Source organism: Thermoanaerobaculia bacterium, from assembly GCA_018057705.1.
Lineage (GTDB): Bacteria > Acidobacteriota > Thermoanaerobaculia > Multivoradales > JAGPDF01 > JAGPDF01.
In genome coordinates this window covers 1-19,380 of the sequence record JAGPDF010000001.1, presented here as the reverse complement: position 1 = coordinate 19,380, position 19,380 = coordinate 1, and the positions used below count along the sequence as shown (strand labels likewise).

The 19,380-nt window shown below is 69.0% G+C and carries 16 protein-coding genes; 4 read left to right on the top strand and 12 right to left on the bottom strand.

What is annotated here, in order from left to right; genetic code table 11:
* Nucleotides 1-71 precede the first annotated feature (71 nt).
* Both KBI44_00080 and KBI44_00075 read right to left on the bottom strand, forming a co-directional pair.
* The gene (locus KBI44_00080) at nucleotides 72-353 is read right to left on the bottom strand and encodes a GlsB/YeaQ/YmgE family stress response membrane protein (protein MBP9142850.1); all 282 of its coding nucleotides are present in this window, start codon (nucleotides 351-353) and stop codon (nucleotides 72-74) included.
* A gap of 3 nt (nucleotides 354-356) precedes the next feature.
* Nucleotides 357-557, bottom strand: a complete 201-nt coding sequence (locus tag KBI44_00075) for a CsbD family protein (GenBank protein MBP9142849.1) — start codon at nucleotides 555-557, stop codon at nucleotides 357-359.
* 287 nt (nucleotides 558-844) lie between these two features.
* Between KBI44_00075 and KBI44_00070 the strand changes: the two genes are divergently transcribed.
* Nucleotides 845-2,527, top strand: a complete 1,683-nt coding sequence (locus tag KBI44_00070; GenBank protein MBP9142848.1) for a hypothetical protein — start codon at nucleotides 845-847, stop codon at nucleotides 2,525-2,527.
* Nucleotides 2,528-2,608: 81 nt separating this feature from the next.
* Here KBI44_00070 and KBI44_00065 read toward each other — a convergent pair whose 3' ends face one another.
* The 7 genes from KBI44_00065 to KBI44_00035 form a co-directional block, all read right to left on the bottom strand.
* Nucleotides 2,609-3,976 carry a diguanylate cyclase gene (locus tag KBI44_00065; protein ID MBP9142847.1) on the bottom strand — a complete coding sequence of 456 codons (1,368 nt, stop codon included), beginning with the start codon at nucleotides 3,974-3,976 and terminating at the stop codon, nucleotides 2,609-2,611.
* A 671-nt stretch (nucleotides 3,977-4,647) separates the two neighbouring features.
* Nucleotides 4,648-5,025, bottom strand: a complete 378-nt coding sequence (locus tag KBI44_00060) for a hypothetical protein (protein MBP9142846.1) — start codon at nucleotides 5,023-5,025, stop codon at nucleotides 4,648-4,650.
* Between the two features lie 63 nt (nucleotides 5,026-5,088).
* A complete protein-coding gene (locus KBI44_00055; protein MBP9142845.1) occupies nucleotides 5,089-6,102 on the bottom strand; it encodes an NADP-dependent oxidoreductase in 1,014 nt (337 codons plus the stop codon).
* Nucleotides 6,103-6,245: 143 nt separating this feature from the next.
* Complete coding sequence (locus KBI44_00050; GenBank protein MBP9142844.1) at nucleotides 6,246-6,464, bottom strand: hypothetical protein; 219 nt, start codon at nucleotides 6,462-6,464, stop codon at nucleotides 6,246-6,248.
* Nucleotides 6,464-6,610, bottom strand: a complete 147-nt coding sequence (locus KBI44_00045; GenBank protein ID MBP9142843.1) for a lmo0937 family membrane protein — start codon at nucleotides 6,608-6,610, stop codon at nucleotides 6,464-6,466. Before KBI44_00045 ends, KBI44_00050 begins: the two co-directional genes overlap by 1 nt.
* Nucleotides 6,611-6,879: 269 nt before the next feature.
* On the bottom strand, nucleotides 6,880-8,268 hold the full coding sequence (locus KBI44_00040; protein ID MBP9142842.1) for a M20/M25/M40 family metallo-hydrolase: 1,389 nt from the start codon (nucleotides 8,266-8,268) through the stop codon (nucleotides 6,880-6,882).
* Nucleotides 8,269-8,369: 101 nt separating this feature from the next.
* Nucleotides 8,370-10,688, bottom strand: a complete 2,319-nt coding sequence (locus tag KBI44_00035) for a heavy metal translocating P-type ATPase (protein ID MBP9142841.1) — start codon at nucleotides 10,686-10,688, stop codon at nucleotides 8,370-8,372.
* 68 nt (nucleotides 10,689-10,756) lie between these two features.
* Here KBI44_00035 and KBI44_00030 point away from each other — a divergent pair, with 68 nt between their 5' ends.
* Together KBI44_00030 and KBI44_00025 are read left to right on the top strand one after the other, a co-directional pair.
* Nucleotides 10,757-12,196 (top strand): hypothetical protein, encoded by a 1,440-nt coding sequence (locus KBI44_00030; GenBank protein MBP9142840.1) that lies wholly within the window; start codon nucleotides 10,757-10,759, stop codon nucleotides 12,194-12,196.
* Between the two features lie 41 nt (nucleotides 12,197-12,237).
* Nucleotides 12,238-12,654 (top strand): hypothetical protein, encoded by a 417-nt coding sequence (locus tag KBI44_00025; GenBank protein ID MBP9142839.1) that lies wholly within the window; start codon nucleotides 12,238-12,240, stop codon nucleotides 12,652-12,654.
* On the opposite strand, the gene KBI44_00020 is transcribed toward KBI44_00025, so the two are convergent.
* The 3 genes from KBI44_00020 to KBI44_00010 all read right to left on the bottom strand — a co-directional run bounded on the left by KBI44_00020 (nucleotide 12,643) and on the right by KBI44_00010 (nucleotide 18,557).
* Entirely contained in the window at nucleotides 12,643-13,971 is a 1,329-nt protein-coding gene (locus KBI44_00020; GenBank protein ID MBP9142838.1) for a carbohydrate porin, read from the bottom strand. The genes KBI44_00025 and KBI44_00020 overlap by 12 nt on opposite strands.
* A 161-nt stretch (nucleotides 13,972-14,132) precedes the next feature.
* A complete protein-coding gene (locus tag KBI44_00015) occupies nucleotides 14,133-16,058 on the bottom strand; it encodes an ABC transporter ATP-binding protein (protein ID MBP9142837.1) in 1,926 nt (641 codons plus the stop codon).
* A gap of 105 nt (nucleotides 16,059-16,163) precedes the next feature.
* Entirely contained in the window at nucleotides 16,164-18,557 is a 2,394-nt protein-coding gene (locus tag KBI44_00010; protein ID MBP9142836.1) for a M36 family metallopeptidase, read from the bottom strand.
* Between the two features lie 321 nt (nucleotides 18,558-18,878).
* Here KBI44_00010 and KBI44_00005 point away from each other — a divergent pair.
* Nucleotides 18,879-19,380 (top strand): DUF885 domain-containing protein (locus tag KBI44_00005; GenBank protein MBP9142835.1); only part of this gene is annotated, 502 nt, incomplete at its 3' end.

Below are 19,380 nucleotides of genomic sequence, written 5' to 3'. Positions count from 1 at the left end.
CCCGCCGATTCCTGACGGCGACTCCCGCCCGCGCTCATCGAAGTGAGCGCGGGCGGACTTCTTTCAGCCGCCTACCACCGCCGGCGCGAGAAGAGGTGGATCAGGGCTACGAAGAGGGCGGAGCCGATGATCGACCAGAGGATCGGGAACGGGTGCCCGCCGATCGAGAGCATGAACGGCTCGGGGAGGCTGAGCTTGCCGGCGACCCATGGGCCGAGCAGCGCGCCGATGAAACCGAGAACGATCGAGACCAGCAGGCCGCCGCGCACGTCGCCTGCGATCGCCTTGCCCAGGGCGCCGCAGACGGCGGCGATCACCAGCAGGATCAGGAGTGCCGGGAGTGAGATGGTCATCGCTTACTCCTTGATCGCCTTGGCGACGGCGTCGACGAGCTCGCCGACCTTGCGCCGCGCCTTACCCAGGCTCTCTTCGACGGCGCCCTCGGCGCGCTCCGCCGCACCTTTCTGTTCGAGCTTCTCGTTGCCCGTGAGAATGCCGGCGGCCTCCTTCACCTGGCCGGTGACTTTCTTGACCTTGCCATCCATTTCCTGACTCATCCCGTCTCCTCGGCGGATCTCGGCGAACCGCGTCCCGGCCGCGCGTCGGTGCGCAGCTTGCGTTCAATTTAATTCCCGGCGCGGGCGCGAGGAAGAGCACTAACTACGCAGACGACGATGGAGAGCCGCGTAGAAAGTGCTCTTCCCGGCACGAGATCTGCAGACTAGGTTGGAGTCACGTTCGGGGACACTCGGGCGCGGCGTCAGCGATCGGCCCGTGGGTCGTCGCGCAGTGCCGCGGAGTGTCGGTTGCTCCGCACTATCAGGTTCCACCAATGGAGGTAACAATGAGACGGAATCGAATCGCAATGGTGATGCTCGCGGCGGGATTCGCCGTCGGCGTGGCAGAGGCCCAGTCCGATCCGTACGGCCCGCCCGGTAATCCGGGGCCGGGGCCGCAGGGACAGTATGGCCAGCAGGGACAGGGCTACGATCCCGGCCGGTACGAAGACGACTGGCGTGAGGGTGACGACTGGTACGAACGCCAGTCGAACGACGACTACGATCGCAATGGCTACGATGGCTCCGGTGGCTCCGGTGGCTACGGTGGCTACGACGACTACAGCGGTCGCGACAACCGCTATCAGCCGCCCTCTGTAGAGGTCGGCTTCTTCTACAACGAGCTCTCGCCGTACGGCGAGTGGGTGCGGCATCCCTACTACGGTTGGGTCTGGTTCCCGCGCAACGTCCACGCGGGCTGGCGTCCTTACTCTGTCGGCCGCTGGGTCATGAGCGACTACGGCTGGACCTGGGTCTCCTACGAGCGCTTCGGCTGGGCGACCTATCACTACGGCCGCTGGGCCTGGGACCGTTACGTCGGCTGGCTGTGGGTCCCCGGCACCGACTGGGGCCCGGCCTGGGTGGCCTGGCAGCAGGGCAACGGTTATATCGGCTGGGCGCCGTTGCCGCCGGCCGTCGGCTTCGATGTGCGGGTCGGCATCCAGCTCGGTGGGTTCAACTTGAGCTTCGGAATCGCGCCGCGCAACTACGCCTTCGTCGAGGAGCGCCGCTTTCTCGACAACCGTATCGGCGGCTACATCGTGCCGGAGGCGCGCAACGTGACGATCATCCACAACACCACGAACATCACCAACTACACCGTGGTGGACAACCGGGTGATCAATCGGGGTGTTCCGGTCGAGCGTGTCGAGAGGGTGACCGGCAGGCGGGCGCAGCGCATGCGCGTTGCCAACGCGAGCGCGCCCACCACCAACGTGATCGAAAAGGACGTCGTGCGGATCTACCGTCCGGCCGAGACCAAGCTCGAGTCGGTCAAGGTAGCCAAGCGCAACAACGCCGGACTGCGCCAAGTGGCAAAGCCGGAGAAGGCCCCCAGGGCCCAGGCCCCCGACACCGCTCCCGCCAACCGGCCGCCCACGGCGAGCTCGGAGCGCAAGCAGAACTCCGACAAGGTGCCGATTGCGGTCGCGCCGCGCGTCCAGACGGCGCCGCAGAAGGTGAACGAAAAGCAGTTCGCGCGTGAGCAGGAGGAGCTCAAGGCGAACCAGCAGAAGCAGCAGCAGGCCGTGGAACAGATCCAGCGCCGCGAGAAGGCCCAGGTGGAGCAGAAATCGAAGGATCGATCGGATGGGAAAGGCGCGGCCACGGCCGAGACCCAGGGAGCGGCCAAGGCGAAAGGACAGGCAGCTCCCAAGGCCGATGCGCAGGAGATCCAGAAGCGTCACGCGGCGGAGCGCGCCGAGCAGCAGCTGCTGCGCGAGCGCGAAGCGGCGCAGTTGAAGAACCGCCAGCAGATCCAGCGCCAGGCCGCCGAGGCGAGCGCCGTGAAGGCGAAGGGCCAGGGCAAGGCCCCCCAGGCCGCCACCGAGGAGGCGAAGCCCCCGAAGGGCGGCAAGGGCAAGCAGGGCAAGGAACAGACCGAAGAGGAGAAGCAGCAGGAGCAGCAGAAGAACAAGAAGAAGAGTCAGAAGCAGAACAGCTCGAACGAGGGTCAGAAGCCGCCGCAGTAGTACGGATTCGAGGACACATTGGGGCCGGCCGGTCGAACTGTCGATCGCCGGCCCTTCGCTTTTCTCGTGGAATCTCTACGGTCAGGCCGCGGCCGAGCCGTCGTGCACCACCAGTTGATCCCTTCCCCTGAGCTTGGCGCGATAGAGCGCGGCGTCGGCGAGCCGCACGAGCGCGCTGGCGTCGAGGGTCTGATCCGGGTAGGTGGCGATGCCGATCGAGGTCGTGACCGGACCGATCGCGTCGCGGCCGAAACGCAGGCTCGATTCGCGCTGGAACCTGAGCAGCGCCTCGGCACGGGCGAGAGCATCCTCGGGCGAACACTCCGGCAGGACGAAGCAGAACTCCTCACCGCCATAGCGGCAGAGCAGGTCCTCGCTGCGGAAGTGGCGGCGGGCTGTTTCTGCGAAGCTCTGGATCGCGAGATCACCCGCCTCGTGACCCCAGGTGTCGTTGAGCTTCTTGAAGTGGTCGAGATCGGCCATCACCACGGTCAGCGGCAGATTTCGCCGCCGGCAGCGGTCGATCTCGCGCGGCAGCGACTCCTCGAGGAATCGCCGGTTGTAGAGGCCGGTGAGTCCGTCGCGGACCGACTGGGACTTGAGCTTCTCGCGTAGCGCGAGGTTGCCGAGCGCCAGGCTGACGGCGGTGGCGATGGTGTCGAGCTCTTCGCCGCGTTGGTCGAGCGATGTCTCCTCGAGCGTCGCGGCGGAGAAGGAGAGATGCAGCAGGCCGATGGTCTCTCCCTGGGTGACCAGCGGCAGGCAGGCGTAGGCGTCGCGCAGGCCGTGCCGACCGCCGAGGTGCTCGCAGACGAGCTTGAGCTCGGCGTCCGCGACCGAGTAGCTGTGCCCCTGGCGCAGAGCCCAACAGTCGGCGGGCGCCGCCTGCGGCCTGTATTCGTGCACCTCGGGGCCGAACCGGATCTTCAGTTCGAGGTCGTCGCGCGACGGACTGATGGCGTAGATCGCTCCCGAGACGCCCGGAAGCAGGACCGGCGTCAGGCGCTCGAAAATGGCCAGCGCTTCGCCGGCATCGGTGGCCGTCTGCAGCAGGTGGGAGAGCTCGTGCAGGCGCGTTGCCGCGCGTTCGCGGCGCTCGAGCCGCTCGGCCATCGAGTTGAACGAGCGCGCCAGGCGCCCGATCTCGTCATCGCAATGGACCAGGGCGCGTGCAGAGAGCTGACCGCTCTTCAAGGCGTCGGAGGCCTTCACGATGGCCTTGAGCGGCAGCAACAGGCGGCGGGCGAAGTGGAACGCGAGAGCGGTTCCGAGCAGCGCCGACACCGTCAACCCGCCGACGAGAATCGTCGTTGCGAGGTCCGGCCGGCTCTCGACGGCGAGGGCCACCGCGGCGGCCATGAGCGCCAGCGGAGCACCGAGAGTGAAGAGGAGTCGGTGGGACAGGCGTTGCGCTGCCGTTGTTCGGGACCGGATCCAGGAGAGGTTCATCGTTCGCACCTCCGACCGGCGCGTCCGCCGGCGCCGGGCCCGACGTCGATTCCATGCCGGTTCCTCCGGGAGGAGTCTCCCGATCTGTCGAACCGCGAAGTCGTGGGCGGGCGGCGCATGGGGGTCAGAACACTCGAACGCAAGCCCGATGCCGACTTGGGGACCTTCCCTTGACCATCGAGAGGACCGACCGGCAAGGTGTTCGATTCAATGAAATCAACGACTTGCGCGGAGCTGCCGAGGCGTACCCGGGCCGTGGAGCCTTCGGGAGAGGCACGGGGGGGCCTGATTCGTCTCCGGAATCCAGACTGCGGAGCTCTGGCGAGGAGCTCAGGATCTCGCACCGGCGCGCCGAGGTAGGCGCCCCTTGCCGATTTCTCGGGCTACCTGGCGGGCGGGTGCTCGTGCAGCGCAGTTTCTACCTGAATCGCGGCTCTGCAACCGGGTAGAAAGTGCGCTTCACGCACGGGGAGGAACGGAACAGACTTGCCCATACTTCAGAAAGAGAGGGACAACCATGAGCAACACGAACCTGATTCTCCTGATCATCGTCCTGGTCCTGGTCTTTGGCGGCGGCGGCTTCTACTGGCGCCGGGGAAGGTGAATCGGGACCGCTCCCCGGGCGGCGTCGCGACGGGCGACGGCGTCCGGGAAGCGGGGCTGCATCGTCTTTAGACCGCCGTCCGCCGTCCGCGGACCAGGAGGCCCAGCAGGAAGCCGGCCGAGGCGACGAGCAGCAGGGATTTCCCAGGGTTGGCGGTGACGTAGTCGGTCGCCTTCGCCGCGGCGCACGTCAAGTCACTCTTCGCCCTGTTGTAGCCGTGGTCGATCGCCTGCGCTGCTCCGGCGACACTGCGATGCGCGCCGAGCGAGGCCGACTCGGCCTTCTCGCGGATCTTCTCGCCGGTCTCATGAGCCTTCTCGACTACCCGCCCGGCCGCCGACTCGATGCCCTGTTCGGTGCGATCCGTGGCCGCGACGACGGCGTCGCGAGTGCGGTCGATCAGCGAGTCCACTCCGCCCTGGGTGCGTTCGATGTTCTTGATCATGGATCGCCGTCCTTTCGAGGTGTGCGCAACTAACGACGCTTCGTCCGCGGCGCGGTGCCGGGTCTAGAGCTCCGATAGCTGCACGAGTTGTTTGCCTTCGTTTCTTCCCTGGAGCATCCCGATGAAAGCCTGCGGCGCCGCCTCGATTCCGTGCGCCACGTCCTCCCGGTACTTGAGCTGCCCGGAATGCAGCCATTGGGTCAGTTGCGCGCACCCCTCGGGGAACCGGTCGAGGTAGGCGGAAACCAGAAAGCCCTGGACTCTCGCCTGCCTGACGATCAACTGGTCGAGCCAGCGCGGACCGCTCTCGGGAGCCTCGAGGTTGTACTGCGAGTTCTGTCCGCAGAGACTGATCCGGGCGCCCGGATTGAGGTGGCGCATGGCCGCGTCGGTGATCGCGCCGCCGACGTTGTCGAAGTAGACGTCGATGCCGGCGGGGCAGAGCGTCTCGAATCTGGAGTCGAAATCGTCGCCCACCTTGTAGTTCCAGGCGGCGTCGAAGCCGAGCTCTTCGAGCAGCCAGGCAGCCTTCGCGCCGCTGCCCGCGACCCCGACGACGCGGCAGCCGCGCAGTTTCGCGATCTGTCCGGCGACCATTCCGACCGCGCCGGCGGCCCCCGAGATCACGACGGTCTCGCCGGCCTGCGGAGCGCAGATGTCGACCAGGCCGAAATAGGCCGCGAGCCCCGGCATGCCCAGGACGCCCAGAGCCGAGGAGATCGGGGCGGAAGCGGCATCGAGCTTGCGCAGCTCGCCGGCCCGGGCGACGGCGTACTCCTGCCAGCCCAGCATGCCAAAGACGGAGTCCCCGACCTCGAATGCGGGATCCGCGGACTCGAGGACGAAGCCGACCGCACCACCGGTCATGACCGCTCCGAGGCCGATCGAGTCGGAATCCGCGCCGCCGGCGTTCATTCGGATCCGCATGTAGGGGTCGAGCGACAGATAGACCGTTCGCACCAGCACCTCCCCTTCGGCCGGCGAGGGCAGGGAGGTGTAGGCGAGCTCGAAGTCCGAGATTCGGGGGAATCCGAACGGCCGGGCCGCGAGGATGATCTGTCGGTTGACTCTGGTCATCGAGCTCGGCGCTCCGGGATCGTGCCGCCGGAAGGGCCGGGCTCGCGGATACGGCCCTGCCCTTCGGGGGTCACGTCGTTCTCAGCAAGTCGCATGGGTGCTCACGCGGCTTCATGCTCGATCCCCGGCGACACGAGGGCGGACTAAGTCTTCCGCCCCGTGGCGAGCAGCACGCCGCCGACCACGATGGCGGCGACGCCGGCCCAGACGGGAACGTTGACCCGTTCCTTGTCCTTGACCGAAAACTCGAGCGGACCGATCTTCGCGTCGTGGGTCGACTTGGTGTAGGTGAAGCCGCCGTAGATCAGCCCGACGATGCCGCCGACGACGAGCAGCAGCGCCACGATTTTGAGCGGGCTCATCAGAGCCGCCGCCCGGTGACCAGCCGGAAGATCAGGATGACCACGGCCACCACCAGCAGGATGTGGATGAAGCCGCCCATCGTGTACGAAGTCACGAGGCCGAGCAGCCAGAGGATGACGAGGATGACGAAGATGGTCCAGAGCATGAGAAGTCCCCTTTCAGAAGCGGGTTCGAGATGCTGCGTCGAACGGCGGCGTCACGGGTCGCCGCCCCTCCGGGCGCCTCTGAAAAGTAGCCGTTCTGTCGTTCCGCGGGAAGAGCAATTTCTACGCGGCAGCCGGGTGGCCTGTAGGTAGTTAACACGCTCGCCGGGTGAAGGTCCTGGCTGAAACCGGTTGCGGGCCGCCCGTCCGCGAAGACCGGCGAACCGACGACGGGGACCGTCGGCGTGCTGGGCGCCCGGAGCGCGGGCGACTACGGCGAGACGGCGGCGGACCACCTGCTGGCGTTGCCGGTCTCGAAGCCGTCGCTGAAGAGACCCGAGCCGTCGAGCGTGGTCTCGACCAGGAAGGCAACCGCCAGACGGGCGAACTTCGCGGCGTGCGCGGCGCTCCCGCCGAGTGTCGCGACGGTGTCGTCGATGGAGTGGATTTCGGGATTGTAGTCGCCGAACCTGGATTCGAAGGAGAACGCCGCGCGGTAGCCGCGGCTCGTCCATGGAGCGTGGTCGGAGCAGGCGTAGCCGCAGGTGGTCGTGGTCCAGAGGAGGCCGGGCTGATAGGTATCGAGCAGCTCGCCGAGAAAGGCGGTGAGATCCGGGTGGGTGTAGTCCGAGATGAGCGCCAAATCCTCGACCGACCCGTTGTAGCCGGTCATATCCTGCTGCAGCACGGCAATCACATCGACGCCCGCCGCGGAGTAATCGGCGGCGATGTCGTCCGAGCCATCGAGCCCGACCTCTTCGGCGGCATAGGCGATGAACTTCACGGTGCGCTGGGGGGCGAAACCGGCCGCGAGTGCCACCCGCAGCACCTCGGAGAGCGTCGCGATCCCCGAGGCGTCGTCGTCGGCGCCCGGTGCGGTGCAGTTGGCATTGAATGAGCAACCCGAGCTGATCGAGTCCTGATGCCCGCCCAGGATGACGACCTCGTCGGCAAGAGTCGTCCCCGGGATCGTCAGGACGACGGAGGGCTGCGGCGTGATCCCGGCGTGTGAGTAGAGCTCGACGGTGATCTCGGGGCGAGCGGCGGCGTAACCGGCCCAGAGATCGCGGATCCAGTTCGCGGACGCCGTTCCCGACGGGTGGGCGTGATAGCGATTGGGGAAGCTCGTCGACAGGGTGGTGATCGTGGCGAGAATCTGCGCCTCGTCGATCGCGCCCGCGAGGGCCGCGACTTCGTTCGGCCGGTCGATCGCGAAGGGGAGCGCGGCTGGTGCCGATCCTTGCGGCGGGGAGGCGAGGCGGGCGAGCGCCGCTTCGCCTTCGGCACGGCTCTCGTGGGCGAAGTAGCCGCCGCAGCGCCGGAGCTCGTCATGGATGCGCGCGCTCAACGCCGGCAGCTCCGAGCGCGGCACGCGGGTCAGGACGACGCCCTCGACCTCGGCGATGCGGGTGAGAGCCAGGCCGTCCGCGCCGGCGACGAAGAGGCGGCTCGCCGTCGCGAAGGCGTCCGCGCCGAGGGTGATCCAGACCTCGTCGGCGTCTGGGGTGGCGACGGGCGCGACAGGCTGGAGACCGGCAACCGGACTGGCCACCACGACTGCCAGCGCTGGGAGCGGAAGGGTGAGGCAGAGCGCCAGCCACATACCCGACCTTGCTGCCGCGGAGTGCGCGCCCGGCTCGAGGCTCGTTTTCCGGATCATGCGCTGACGATATCGCGGCTGGAGGCCGATCCGAGTCCTGCGGAAGGCCGACGGCCTCCCCTCGGCGAAGATTGCGGTCCCGCTGCCGCCTGGCCAGGCCTTCAGCCGCGCAGCAGGCGGAGGGCGTTGGCGACGACGAGGAGCGACGCTCCCATATCGGCGGCGATCGCCGCCCAGAGCGAGGCGGTGCCGAGGAAGGTGAGGGCGACGAAGAGCGCCTTGACGGCGAGCGCGAAAGTGATGTTCTGGCGAATCACCGCGAGCGTCCGCCGGGAGTGTCCGATGAGCCAGGGAAGGCGCGACAGGTCGTCAGAGAGGAGAGCCACGTCGGCGGTCTCGATAGCGGCGTCCGAGCCGGCGCCACCCATGGCGATGCCGAGAGTAGCGCAGGCGAGAGCCGGCGCGTCGTTGATCCCGTCGCCGACCATCGCCACCCGCCCGTAGCGCGCGACGAGCTCTTCGATCGCCGCCACTTTCTCGTCGGGCAGCAGCTCGGCGCGCACCTCGGAGAGGCCGGTCGCCAGGCCGATCGCCTCCGCCGTGCCGCGATTGTCGCCGGTCAGCATGACGGTGGTCTCGATCCCCAACCGGTGGAGCTCGGCGACCGTCGCGCGGGCGCTCTCCCGCACGCCGTCGGCGACCGCGACGAGACCGCAGACGTGGCTTTCGTTGCCCACCACCACGGCGGTCTGGCCGGCCTGCGACATCGCCTCGAGGCGGGCGTGGACCTCGGGCGTCTCCTGCCCGCGCTCCTCGAGGTAGCGGTGGGAACCGACCCAGAACAATCGTCCGCCGACCCTTCCGGAGGCGCCCTTGCCTTCGAAGGCGCGGAACTCCTCGGCGGGGGGGGCGGAGATGCCGCGCTCGGCGGCGTAACCGCGCAGGGCCGAGGCGAGCGGATGCTCGCTCCGCGCCTCGAGCGCCGCCAGCCGTTCGAGCACCTCTCGTTCGTCGTGACCGGAGAGCGGCACGACCTCGAGCACCCGCGGCCGTCCGTGGGTGAGCGTCCCGGTCTTGTCGAAGGCGAAGGCACGCAGGGTGGCGGGCACCTCGAGGAAGGCGCCTCCCTTGATGAGCACGCCGTGCCGCGCCGCGGCCGCGAGGCCGGCGACGATCGCGACCGGCGTCGAGATGACGAGCGCGCAGGGGCAGCCGATCACCAGCAGGACGAGCGCGCGATAGCCCCATTCGCTCCAGCTCGCACCGGCGAGGAGCGGCGGCAGCAGAGCGACCGCGAGCGCGGCGGCGAAGACCGCCGGGGTGTAGATCGCGGCGAAGCGGTCGACCCAGCGCTCGGAGGGGGAGCGGCGTGCCTGGGCCTCCTCGACGAGTCGCAGGATCCGGGCCAGCATCGTCGCCTCGGCGGGGGCGGTGGTCTCGATCTCGAGGGCGCCCGGACCGTTGATCGAGCCGGCGAAGACCTCGTCTCCGGGCGCCTTCTCGACCGGCCGGCTCTCGCCGGTGATCGGCGCCTGGTCGAGCGTCGAGCGCCCGGCGACGACCCGGCCGTCGAGCGCCAGCCGCTCCCCGGGCCGCACCGCGATCCGGGCCCCGACGGGGACCTCCGACGGATGGACTTCGCGCTCGCCCTGCGCCGTGACCAGGCGCGCCATCGGCGGCACGAGGTCGAGGAGCTTGGCGATGGCGTGCCGTGCCCGGCCGATGCTCCAGGCCTCGAGCGTCAGCGAGAGCGCGAAGAGAAAGGCCACGGTGCCGGCCTCGAACCACTCCCCGATGGCGATCGCGCCGGCGATGGCGATGGTCATCAGGAGATTCATGTCGGGGCGCAGCCGCCGCAACGCCAGCCAGGCCTTGGGCAGGACCGGGACGATTCCGGCCGCGATACCGACGGCATAGAAGAGACGGGCGAGGAGAGGGACCGGCAGCTCGCCGCCCAGTCCTTCGCGGCCGAGGGCCGCGCCGAGGTCGCCGGCGAGGAGCGCGTGGCCGAGGAAGCCGGCAGCCGCCGCCATGCCGGAAAGGACGGTCAGGAGCCGGCGTCGCCGCCGCAGGCGCTCGCCGGAGCCGCCGCGCTCTTCGCCCGCGGTCCGCCAGGGCTCGGCCGCGAGCCCCGCCCGGCGCACCCCATCCAGAATGGCGGCGTCGGGGATCCGCCGTGCCGCCGCGTCGACCGTCATCCGGCCGCGCAGCAGGTCGAAGCCCAGCCGCGCCTCGCCGCCGACGATCGGCCCGAGCTCGCGCCGCAGCGCAGCGATCTCCTCGGCACAATCCAGGCCGGTGACGCGGAAGGCCCGCGCCTTTTCGATGGTCACTTGGTTGCTGCTCCTTCGCCGCCGGTCACGGTCGGCGACCGCCGTGAATCTTCCATCTTGCCACGATACGTGCGGGACCCAGGCCGCATCCTGGCAAGGCCCTGAGAACAGCCTGTCCTTTGGCGCCGGCGATTGGGGTACTACCATCTGAGTACATCTCGTTCCTGCACGGCTTCCCACGGGGGGCCTTCCCCCGTTGCGACCGGAGGTGAGACATGAACGGAAAGCGGACAGTCATCGCCCTCGCGAACGCCCTCCTGCTCGGCGGCGCCTTCGCGACTCCCGCGCTCCCGCAGAGCATGACTCCAGGCGACTCCGGCGGCGTCGTCGAGGCGCTCGTCGGGACGGGCTTCACCTATCAGGGGTTTCTCACCCAGTCGGGAGTGGTGGCCACCGGCGCCTGGGATTTCGAGTTCCTGCTCTTCGACGCCGCCGCCGGCGGCGCTCAGCAGGGACCGACGGTGACGGTTGGCGATCTCGCCACCACCGCCGGAGTTTTCACGGCGACGCTCGACTTCGGTGCCGGGGTCTTCGGCGGCGGAGCGCGCTGGCTCGAGATTCGCGTCCGCCCCGGCGCCAGCATCGGCGCCTACAGCACCCTGGCGCCGCGCCAGTCCGTCGCGCCGGCGCCGATGGCGCTCTCGATGCCCAATCTCTACACCAGCGAGGCCACCAGCTTCGTCGGCGTGGGGCGCGACTTCCGGATCAGTGGCAACGAGGTTTTCGGCGTGCGCTACATCGGCGGTGCCGACCAGTACGGCGGCATGTATGTCGAGACCAGCGACGCCGCGGGCTGGCCGTTCTACGGCTTCGCCACCAACGGCTCGTTCCGGGCCTGGACCTACTACAACGGCACCACGAGCGACTGGCATCTCTACAACGCCGGACTGCGGCTGACCGTACCGAACGAGGGCGGCCTGCGCATCGGGCCGTCGGCGGACTACAGCCTGGTCATCGAGAACACCACCGGCTCCGACGGCATCCGGATTCTCGACACCGGCGATGACTCGATCCAGATCGGCAGCCCCCCGGATGTCGGCAACTACGGCGTCTACATTCCGTCGCCCGGCGTCAGCACCTACGGCCTCTGGTCGAACACCGCGAACGCCTCCGGAGAGTGGGCGCTCTACAGCGTCGACAACATCCAGGCCGGCAACGTCTTCGCCGCTGGCGAGACCCAGATCGCCCGCGTCGCGGGCGACCGGCCGCTCCTCGGCGGCGAGGTCGTCGCAGCGACCGGATTCGGTGCCGGCGTGGTCGGGGCCCACGACTTCATTCCGCAGGTCGGCGCCGCCGCGGGACCGGACCGCCTGGGAGTGATCGGGGTGGTCCGTACCCGGATGGCGCTGGTGCCGAGGCCGGGCAAGGAGGGCGAGGATGCCTTTGCCCTGGAGAGCCTCCCCGGGCCGGCCGAACCGGGCGACTTCGTCGCGCTGACGGTGCGCGGCGTCACATGGGTGCGCATCGATCGCGCCGAATCGGTCGAAGCCGGGCAGCGCCTCACCGTGGCGGAAGACGAGGGCACCGTGCGGCCGCTGCGCACGCGCTCGCTCGAGGGCATGGAGGTTACCGAGGGCACTCCTGTGATTGGTGTCGCCCTCGGGCCCGTCGATGACGAGTCGGGGCTGGTTCCGGTCTACGTGAAGCTGCCATGAGCGCACCGGGAACGATGCCTCCTCGCGGCGCTCGCGCGGCGATGCCCAGAGGTGCTCGCCGCGCCGTGACGGCTGCAATGGCTGCGATGGCCTTCGGGCTCGTGACGGTCACCTCGTTCTCGTGCCCGGCGCTGCGGGCCCAGGCGCTGAACTCCACCTGGCGCACGATCGACGCCGGCGGCGGCGTCTCGGCCGCGGGAATCTATGCGCTGAGTGGAACGATCGGTCAGCCCGACGCCGGAGTCCCTCTCGTGGTCGGAACCTACCGGCTCGACGGCGGCTTCTGGAGGGCGGCGGTCGCCTTGAGCAACCGGTTGATTTTCGCCGACGGTTTCGCGTCGGGAAACACCACCGCCTGGTCGGCAACCGCTGCGGTGGCAGCGGTCCGGGACTCCCCGAAGGGGGCCCCCAACCGCCGCGCAGACGTCGCCGAAGCCGCGCCCGGGCTAGAGCGTTAGCTCGAGGCGCAGGGTGCCGACGAAGGCGTCCGGGTTGCCGACGCCGCCGGGGTGGACGATGTACTGGAGGTCGGGCTTCAAGTGCAGCCAGGGAGTGACCTCGAAGCGGTAGAAGAGCTCCCAGGCGAGCTCGTAGTCGTCGACGGCGATGCCCGCCGCGCGCGCGCCGTCGCCGAAGCGAACGTAGGTACCCATGACGCCGAAGCTGTCCGCTCGCCGCCCGAACAGATAGCCGTTCCAGACGACTCCGCCGCCGGTGTGCAGGTCTACGGCCGAGAGCCGGTCGTCGGTGACACCGATCTGCAGGAAGCCGTCGATGGTCGGACTCCCCGGTCGCTCTCCAGTGGACGGCTGGAGCGACTGGCGCTCGAGATGCTGGTCGAGCACCAGGTAAAAGGAGGTGGCGCCCTCCGAGGTCGCTCCGGTACTGCCGCTGTCCAGCCGGTCGAAGGTGCCGGTGTGGTGCGTGATGCCCAGGCCGGCGCGGCGTAGCCGGCCGCTCGCGGTGGTGCGCCGGACTCCGGCTTCGGCGATGAGGAAGAGATCGCTCGGCTCGCCGAACAGCGTTGCGGGACCGCGCGTGCCGGTGGGCTGGCCGGCCTGGGTCGCGCCGTCGAAGAGGGCGCCGCCCAAGTACAGGCTCTCGACCGGCGAGGCGAAGAGGACCGCGCCGGTCGCCGGGTTGGGATAGGTGGGGAGGCCCACGATCGTCGGGCTGAAGCCGGCCGAGGAGTTGATCAGCGGGCCGCCATGCTCGACGAAGGCGAACTCGTTGCTGGCGTCGATCTTGCCGAGCTTCAGGCGCAGCCGGCCGCCGAGAAAGACCTGTTCGTACCAGAGCTCGTAGAGGGCGGTGAAGCCGGGCGCGTCGATGTTCGAAAAGCCCTGGAAATCGCCGACGAGATTCTCCGTGCCGTGCCGTCCGTCCTGGGTCTGGAAGTCGACGAAGAAGGTGCCGCCCTCGAATCCGAAGAGCGGCTCCGTCGCGAGCGTGAAGCTCACCTCCAGAAGATGCCGAAATGCCTCCTTGCCGGTGCTGATGCCGCCGCGGAAGTTGCGCGACAGGTCACCGAGGAGGAGCGCCTCGAGGCTCATTCCACGGCTTGCCAGCCAGGGCCGGAGGCCGAGGAGATCGCCGCCCAGATGCGAGTCGCCGTCGGTCGTCGGAGGCCCCGCCACCGGCAAGCCCGTCCGATCCGCCGAACCGGCGTCCGTGGCATCGGCGGCCGTCTGCGCGCGCAGCGCTTCGCCGCCGGTGCAGAAGCCGCACAGCAGACCCGCGAGCACCATGGCGCTGCTGCGCGGCCCGCTTCGCAAGTGTCGCTCGTCACTCTCCGGCATCGGCTCCTCGGGAGTCAGAAACGAGGGCGGATTATTCACCAGTTTCCGTTCTCGAGCGAGGCCCGGGACGCGAGCCTGCCGGAGTCTTCGACTCGTCAGCGCGCGATCGGAAGGGGCCTTCGCCGCCCGCCGTCGACTCAGCGGAAGCCGGCGGCCTGGAGGTCGAAGAGCTCGGCGTAGCGGCCGCCTCCGGCCAGGAGCTCCTCGTGGGTGCCGGCGGCCTCGATCTCGCCGTCGGCGAGGACGAGGATCCGGTCGGCGCGGCGGACGGTGGAGAAGCGGTGCGAGATGAGCACCGTGGTCTTGCCGCGCGAGAGCTCGGCGAAGCGTTCGAAGACCTCGAACTCGCTGCGAGCGTCGAGCGCTGCGGTCGGCTCGTCGAGAATCAGGACGTCGGCATCGCGCATGTAGGCCCGCGCGATGGCGATCTTCTGCCACTCGCCGCCGGAAAGCTCGACGCCGGTCTTGAAGCGCCGTCCGATGAGCTGGTCGTAGCCCGCCGGCAGGCGCTCGATCACCTCGTCGGCGAGGCTGCGTCGCGCCGCTTCGCGGATGCGCTCGTGATCGCCTTTCGCCTCGATCCGGCCGACGGCGATGTTCTCGCCGGCGGTCAGGTGATAGCGCACGAAGTCCTGGAAGATGACGCCGATGTGGCCGCGGAGCCCCTCGAGGTCGTAGTCCCGCAGGTCGCGGCCGTCGAGGAGGATGCGGCCTTCGTCCGGGTCGTAGAGGCGCGCCAGGAGCTTGACCAGCGTCGTCTTGCCGGCGCCGTTCTCGCCGACGAGTGCCAGCACCTCGCCGACCCGCAACTCGAAGGAGAGGTGGCGCACCGCCCAGCGCTCGGCTCCCGGGTAGCGGAAGCCGACGTCTTCGAAGACGAAGCCCTGGCGCACCGGTTGCGGGAAGGGCAGCGGGTCGGCCGGCGAGCCGATCTCCGGCCGGATGTCGAAGAACGAAAACAGGTCGTCGAGATAGAGCGCCTGGCCGGCGACCTGCGAGAAGCCGATGAGCAGCCCCTCGAGGAGGTTGCGCAGGCGCCGGAAGGAGGCGGAGAGGAAGGTCAGGTCGCCGATCGTCAGTGCGCCCGAAACCGTGCGCCAGGCAAGATAGGCGTAGGCGCCGTAATAGCCGATCGTGCCGACGGTGGTGAGCAGCCCTCCCCAACCGGCGCGCCGCACGGCAAGCGCCCGGTTCGCGCGGTAGAACTCCTCGGCGAGCTCGCGGTAGCGCGCGATCAGGAAGGCGTTCAGGCCGAAGATCTTGACCTCTTTCGCGGTCTCGACGCTGGCGCCGGTGGCGCGTACGTAGTCGAGCTCGCGCTGCGCCGGCGTCCGCCGCCAGGCGAGCTCGTAGCTCTGGGCATTGAAGTGGCTCTCGCCGAGGAATGCCGGGATCACCGCGAAGGCGAGCAGCACGATGAGCCAGGGGGCGTAGACCGTCAGCCCGGCGGCGAAGGCGATGATGCTGACGACATCCTGCGCCTGGCCGAGGATCTGGGAGAGCAGGCCCGTGCGACCCGAGGCCTGGCGGCGCGCGCGATCGAGCTGGTCCTGGATCTCGCTGTCCTCGAAGTCCTCGAGATCGAGGGTGGCGGCGTGCTCCATGAGACGGATGCTCGCGGTGTTCGAGAAGCGCTCGCCGAGCAGCGCCTCGAGGAGAGAGACCAGCCGCCCGACGACGTCCGAGAGCACCGCGAGGGCGAGCTCGAGGCCGAGAAAAGTGAGGAGCGGGCGCAGGTGCCCGCTCGCGAGCCAGCCCCCGAGGTCCGCCGGCGCTCCCGGCAGATGGGGCAGAGAGGCGAGCCGCAGGACCTCGTCGATGATCCACTTGCCGACGAAGAGTGTCGCGACCGGCAACAGCGCGCGCAGAAGCCGCAGGAGGAGCGTCGCGAGCGCGAAGCCCGGGTGGATCTCCCAGATGAGGCGGAGAAACGGCCGCAGGTTGCCGAGAGCCGAGAAGCGCTGCCGCAGCGATCGCGGCGCCCGGCCGTCGACCGGCCGCCCCGGCCGCGCCCCCGCGAGCGGCGGCGCCGCTCGACCTCCCTGGCTGTACTGCTTCGCCATCGCCCGACCATCTTACGTCCGCGGCGGGGGTCGAGCCGCAACGAAAAAGGGGCCGCTCCGTGGAGCGGCCCCTTCTAGGAGAAGATCGCTGCCGGTGTGGCGCGATCAGTCGACGACGTTGCTCCAGCGATCGGTGCCGATGCCGAAGCTGTCGGCGAAGATCAGGTCGACGCACGCGGAGGGCAGCGTGAAGCTCTCCGTCTCGTCGCCGAGCACACCGCTCGAGCCCTGGCTCGCACCGAAGCCGACCCCGCGCTCGGCGAAGGCGTTCCAGATGGCGCAGGAGAGATCGCCCTCGTAGTTTGACTGGTCGGCGGCGAGAATCGCATCCCGGCCGGTGACGAAGCCCGGGTTGCACGGCTGCAGCTTCATGCCGTCGAGGACCAGCTGGTAGGCGATGTTGTTGCCACCGCTGCCGTAGTAGAGATCCGGGTCGTAGCCCAACTCGCCGACCAGATTCCAGTACATCTCCCACAGGGTGTTCGCCCAGACCGCGCCGACGCCGTGCGGCACCGACTGGGTCGGGATGTCGCTGTAGGTGAGCGGATTCGCAATTTCGTCGGTGTTGTAGGGGAAGGCGCGGATGCCGAAACCGGTCGCCGCGTTCTCGAAGGTGAGGTAAGTGGCGACCGGTCGCGGCGTCGTCGCCGTATCGCCCGGAGCGGCGTGCAGGTAGAGGGTCTGCCAGTCGCTCCAGCCCTCGCCCATCTGCTCCTGGTTGCCGAGGCAGCTGGTGTTGGCGGGACCGCCGGTCAGCCGGTTCGAGATTCCGTGGCCGTATTCGTGGACGATGACGCCGGCGTCGAGATCGCTGTCGCGGTTGATCTGGCCCGCCGGGTTGTCCTCGAGGGTGGCGTTGATCGTCTGGCTACCGATCGTCGTGAGAAGGAGCTGGCCATCGGTCGATCCCACCGCGACCGATGGGATGGCGGCGTTGCCGCCGAAGTTGGTCAGCGGATCGACCGTCACGTCGACGATGATCGCGCCCACGGCGCCGGCGTTGGCGGCGTTCAGGATGAAGGCGCTGGAGTTGCAGATTCCCTCACTCCAGACGATGAGAGCGATCTTGCCGGTGAGGTCGTTGGTGACCGCCTGGCAGGCATCGTCGGTCGGCGCCGTGCCGTCCACGACGAGCGCCAGGTCGGCGGTCAGGCCGTTGCCCACGCCGCCGTTGTTGGAGGGGTTGGCGACGTACGAGTCGGCGATCCCAGCCGGCGAGTTCACGGTCACGAACTGGCTGAACGGGTTGGTCCAGACGAACATCTGCATACGCGGGTTGGAGCCATCCGGCGGGGTACCGAAGTTCGCGTTGTTGGTGCCCGAGCCGTCCTGGGCGTCGGCGTTGACCGAGTCGCTGCCGAGCCCGCCGCGACTGTAGTTGTTCTCCTGGAAGTTGCCCGCCGCCTCGTTGAATCCGTACTGATAGGCGACGTCGTGGATGATGTTGTTCCAGTAGTAGAGGTTCACCACCGCGGCGTCACGATAGTCGGCCGGCTGCTGTGTCGAGAGGTCGAGCACCGGTTGAAAGACGAGCGGTGGCGCCGCTCCGCCGCTCGGCTGGCTGCCGGGGTCACAGAGATTGTTGGCGTCGATGTCGGTGCAGGCGTTGACGTTGTTGCCGGAGGTGACGAACGTTTCGGCTCCCAGCACGCCGTTGGTGTCGTGCCAGCCATAGGGGCTGGCGCCGCTGGCCGGGGCGGTGCCGCCAGTGAGATCGGGATCGACCTCGTCGGTGCGCGGGCCGTCGTCCGGCGATTCTTTGGGTGACGCGAAGACGCTGTAGGTGGCATCGGCCTCCGCGGTCCAGTTCACCCGGCTCGCGATCGTGCCGTTCGCGGCGTCGACCCAGAGATCGAGCCAGCCGGAGTCGCCGGTCACCTTGAGGTTCAGATTCCAGGCGAGCGTCAGACGGTCGCCGCCGGGGGCGCGGAGGTACCGCAGGCGGACCGGAATCTCGGCCTCGGAGAGCGCCGGGCTCGAGTAGACCGTCCGGCGGTCGAAGCCGCCGAGACTCTCGACCAGGGTGAGGTCCGCTGCACGGTCGCCGAGACCGAGCTCCTGTGCGGCGGCGCGGATCGCCTGGTCGGGCGCGAGCGCCGGAAAGGCCGGCACGGCGGCGGCGCGACTGCCGGCGGCGCGGACGAACGCTCCGGTGCGATGGAAGATCCGTCCGCGGCGGTCGATGTGGATTCCCATCTCGGCGCCGTCGATCTCGAGGCCGTTGACCCGCTGGCGCAGGTAGACATGCGTGACGCCGTTGTGCCCGGAGGGCACCAGGTCCGTCACCGCGACGTCGGCGACGTCGCTCGCCGTCAGGTCGAGCTCGGCGGCGGCCTCGCGCAGATGCGCGAGCGCGATCTCCGCTGCCGGCAGAGCCGAGGGCTCGGAGTAGTAGGTGGCCTGGGTCAGCCCGGCGGAGGCCGCCAGCGGAAGCAGCAAGGCGGCGGTCAGCGCCAGGGTGAAGCCACTCGTCCGGCGATCGGGGATTCTTCGGGACATTGCGCCCTCCAGGGTTTCCTGCGATGGAAGCGGGGAGGCTACTTGCGAACACGGCAAATCGCAAGCGGCCCCTGCGCCGAGCCCCGCCGGGCGAGACGAGCTCGCCGACGACTTCTCCGGAGCCGTCTCCGCTGCCGCCTATCTGGCCCATGGCCTCAGAAAGTTGACGTGCACGACGCCGCCGTTCGCTCAAGCCGTCCTGCTCCGGTCGGTCGGTGGTGGCGTCGGCCCAGGGGAGGTTCTTCCAGTGAACTTTCGATCCCGGCACGCGTAGGATCGATGACTGCCGCCGCTTCCGCTCCACTCTTCCGAGGAGACCCGATGATCCGTTCCCGCAGCCTCCTGTTCGCCCCGCTTCTTCTGGTCACATCCCTGCCGCTCGTCGCGGCGGAAAGCCCTGGCTGGGTGGAGCGCAGCAACGTCAACACCAAGCTCCTGCTCGACGTGCAGGCGAAATATGGGCCCGAGGGCGCGGCGCGCATCGGCGTCGACGGTTTCGACGAGGCGGTCAGCCAGTTCCCGCTCGACCTCAACGAGCGGCTCGTGCGCGACGTCGAGGGGGCGATCGCGACGCTGCGCCAGCGGCTCGCCGCCGAGAAGGACGGCGACGTCCGGCAGGATCTGGAGATCCTGATCCAGGCGGCCGAGGACAACGTGCGCGGCACCCGCCTCTCGGAGAAGTACGACCTGCCTTACTTCAACGTCCATGCCCAGATCTTCGGCGGCCTGCGCGCGCTGCTCGACGACCGGGTTCCGGCCGAGCGGCGCCAGGCGGCGCTGGCGCGCCTGAGGAAGTACGCCGGCCTCGAGCCTGGCTTCACGC

Excerpts from the sequence above, each read along its gene's own strand:
- KBI44_00025 (MBP9142839.1), top strand. The coding sequence starts at position 12,238 with ATGCCCAGAGGTGCTCGCCGCGCCGTGACGGCTGCAATGGCTGCGATG.
- KBI44_00045 (MBP9142843.1), bottom strand. The coding sequence starts at position 6,610 with ATGCTCTGGACCATCTTCGTCATCCTCGTCATCCTCTGGCTGCTCGGC.
- KBI44_00010 (MBP9142836.1), bottom strand. The coding sequence starts at position 18,557 with ATGTCCCGAAGAATCCCCGATCGCCGGACGAGTGGCTTCACCCTGGCG.
- KBI44_00035 (MBP9142841.1), bottom strand. The coding sequence starts at position 10,688 with ATGGTAGTACCCCAATCGCCGGCGCCAAAGGACAGGCTGTTCTCAGGG.
- KBI44_00040 (MBP9142842.1), bottom strand. The coding sequence starts at position 8,268 with ATGATCCGGAAAACGAGCCTCGAGCCGGGCGCGCACTCCGCGGCAGCA.
- KBI44_00080 (MBP9142850.1), bottom strand. The coding sequence starts at position 353 with ATGACCATCTCACTCCCGGCACTCCTGATCCTGCTGGTGATCGCCGCC.
- KBI44_00070 (MBP9142848.1), top strand. The coding sequence starts at position 845 with ATGAGACGGAATCGAATCGCAATGGTGATGCTCGCGGCGGGATTCGCC.
- KBI44_00055 (MBP9142845.1), bottom strand. The coding sequence starts at position 6,102 with ATGACCAGAGTCAACCGACAGATCATCCTCGCGGCCCGGCCGTTCGGA.
- KBI44_00030 (MBP9142840.1), top strand. The coding sequence starts at position 10,757 with ATGAACGGAAAGCGGACAGTCATCGCCCTCGCGAACGCCCTCCTGCTC.
- KBI44_00075 (MBP9142849.1), bottom strand. The coding sequence starts at position 557 with ATGAGTCAGGAAATGGATGGCAAGGTCAAGAAAGTCACCGGCCAGGTG.
- KBI44_00015 (MBP9142837.1), bottom strand. The coding sequence starts at position 16,058 with ATGGCGAAGCAGTACAGCCAGGGAGGTCGAGCGGCGCCGCCGCTCGCG.
- KBI44_00060 (MBP9142846.1), bottom strand. The coding sequence starts at position 5,025 with ATGATCAAGAACATCGAACGCACCCAGGGCGGAGTGGACTCGCTGATC.
- KBI44_00050 (MBP9142844.1), bottom strand. The coding sequence starts at position 6,464 with ATGAGCCCGCTCAAAATCGTGGCGCTGCTGCTCGTCGTCGGCGGCATC.
- KBI44_00065 (MBP9142847.1), bottom strand. The coding sequence starts at position 3,976 with ATGAACCTCTCCTGGATCCGGTCCCGAACAACGGCAGCGCAACGCCTG.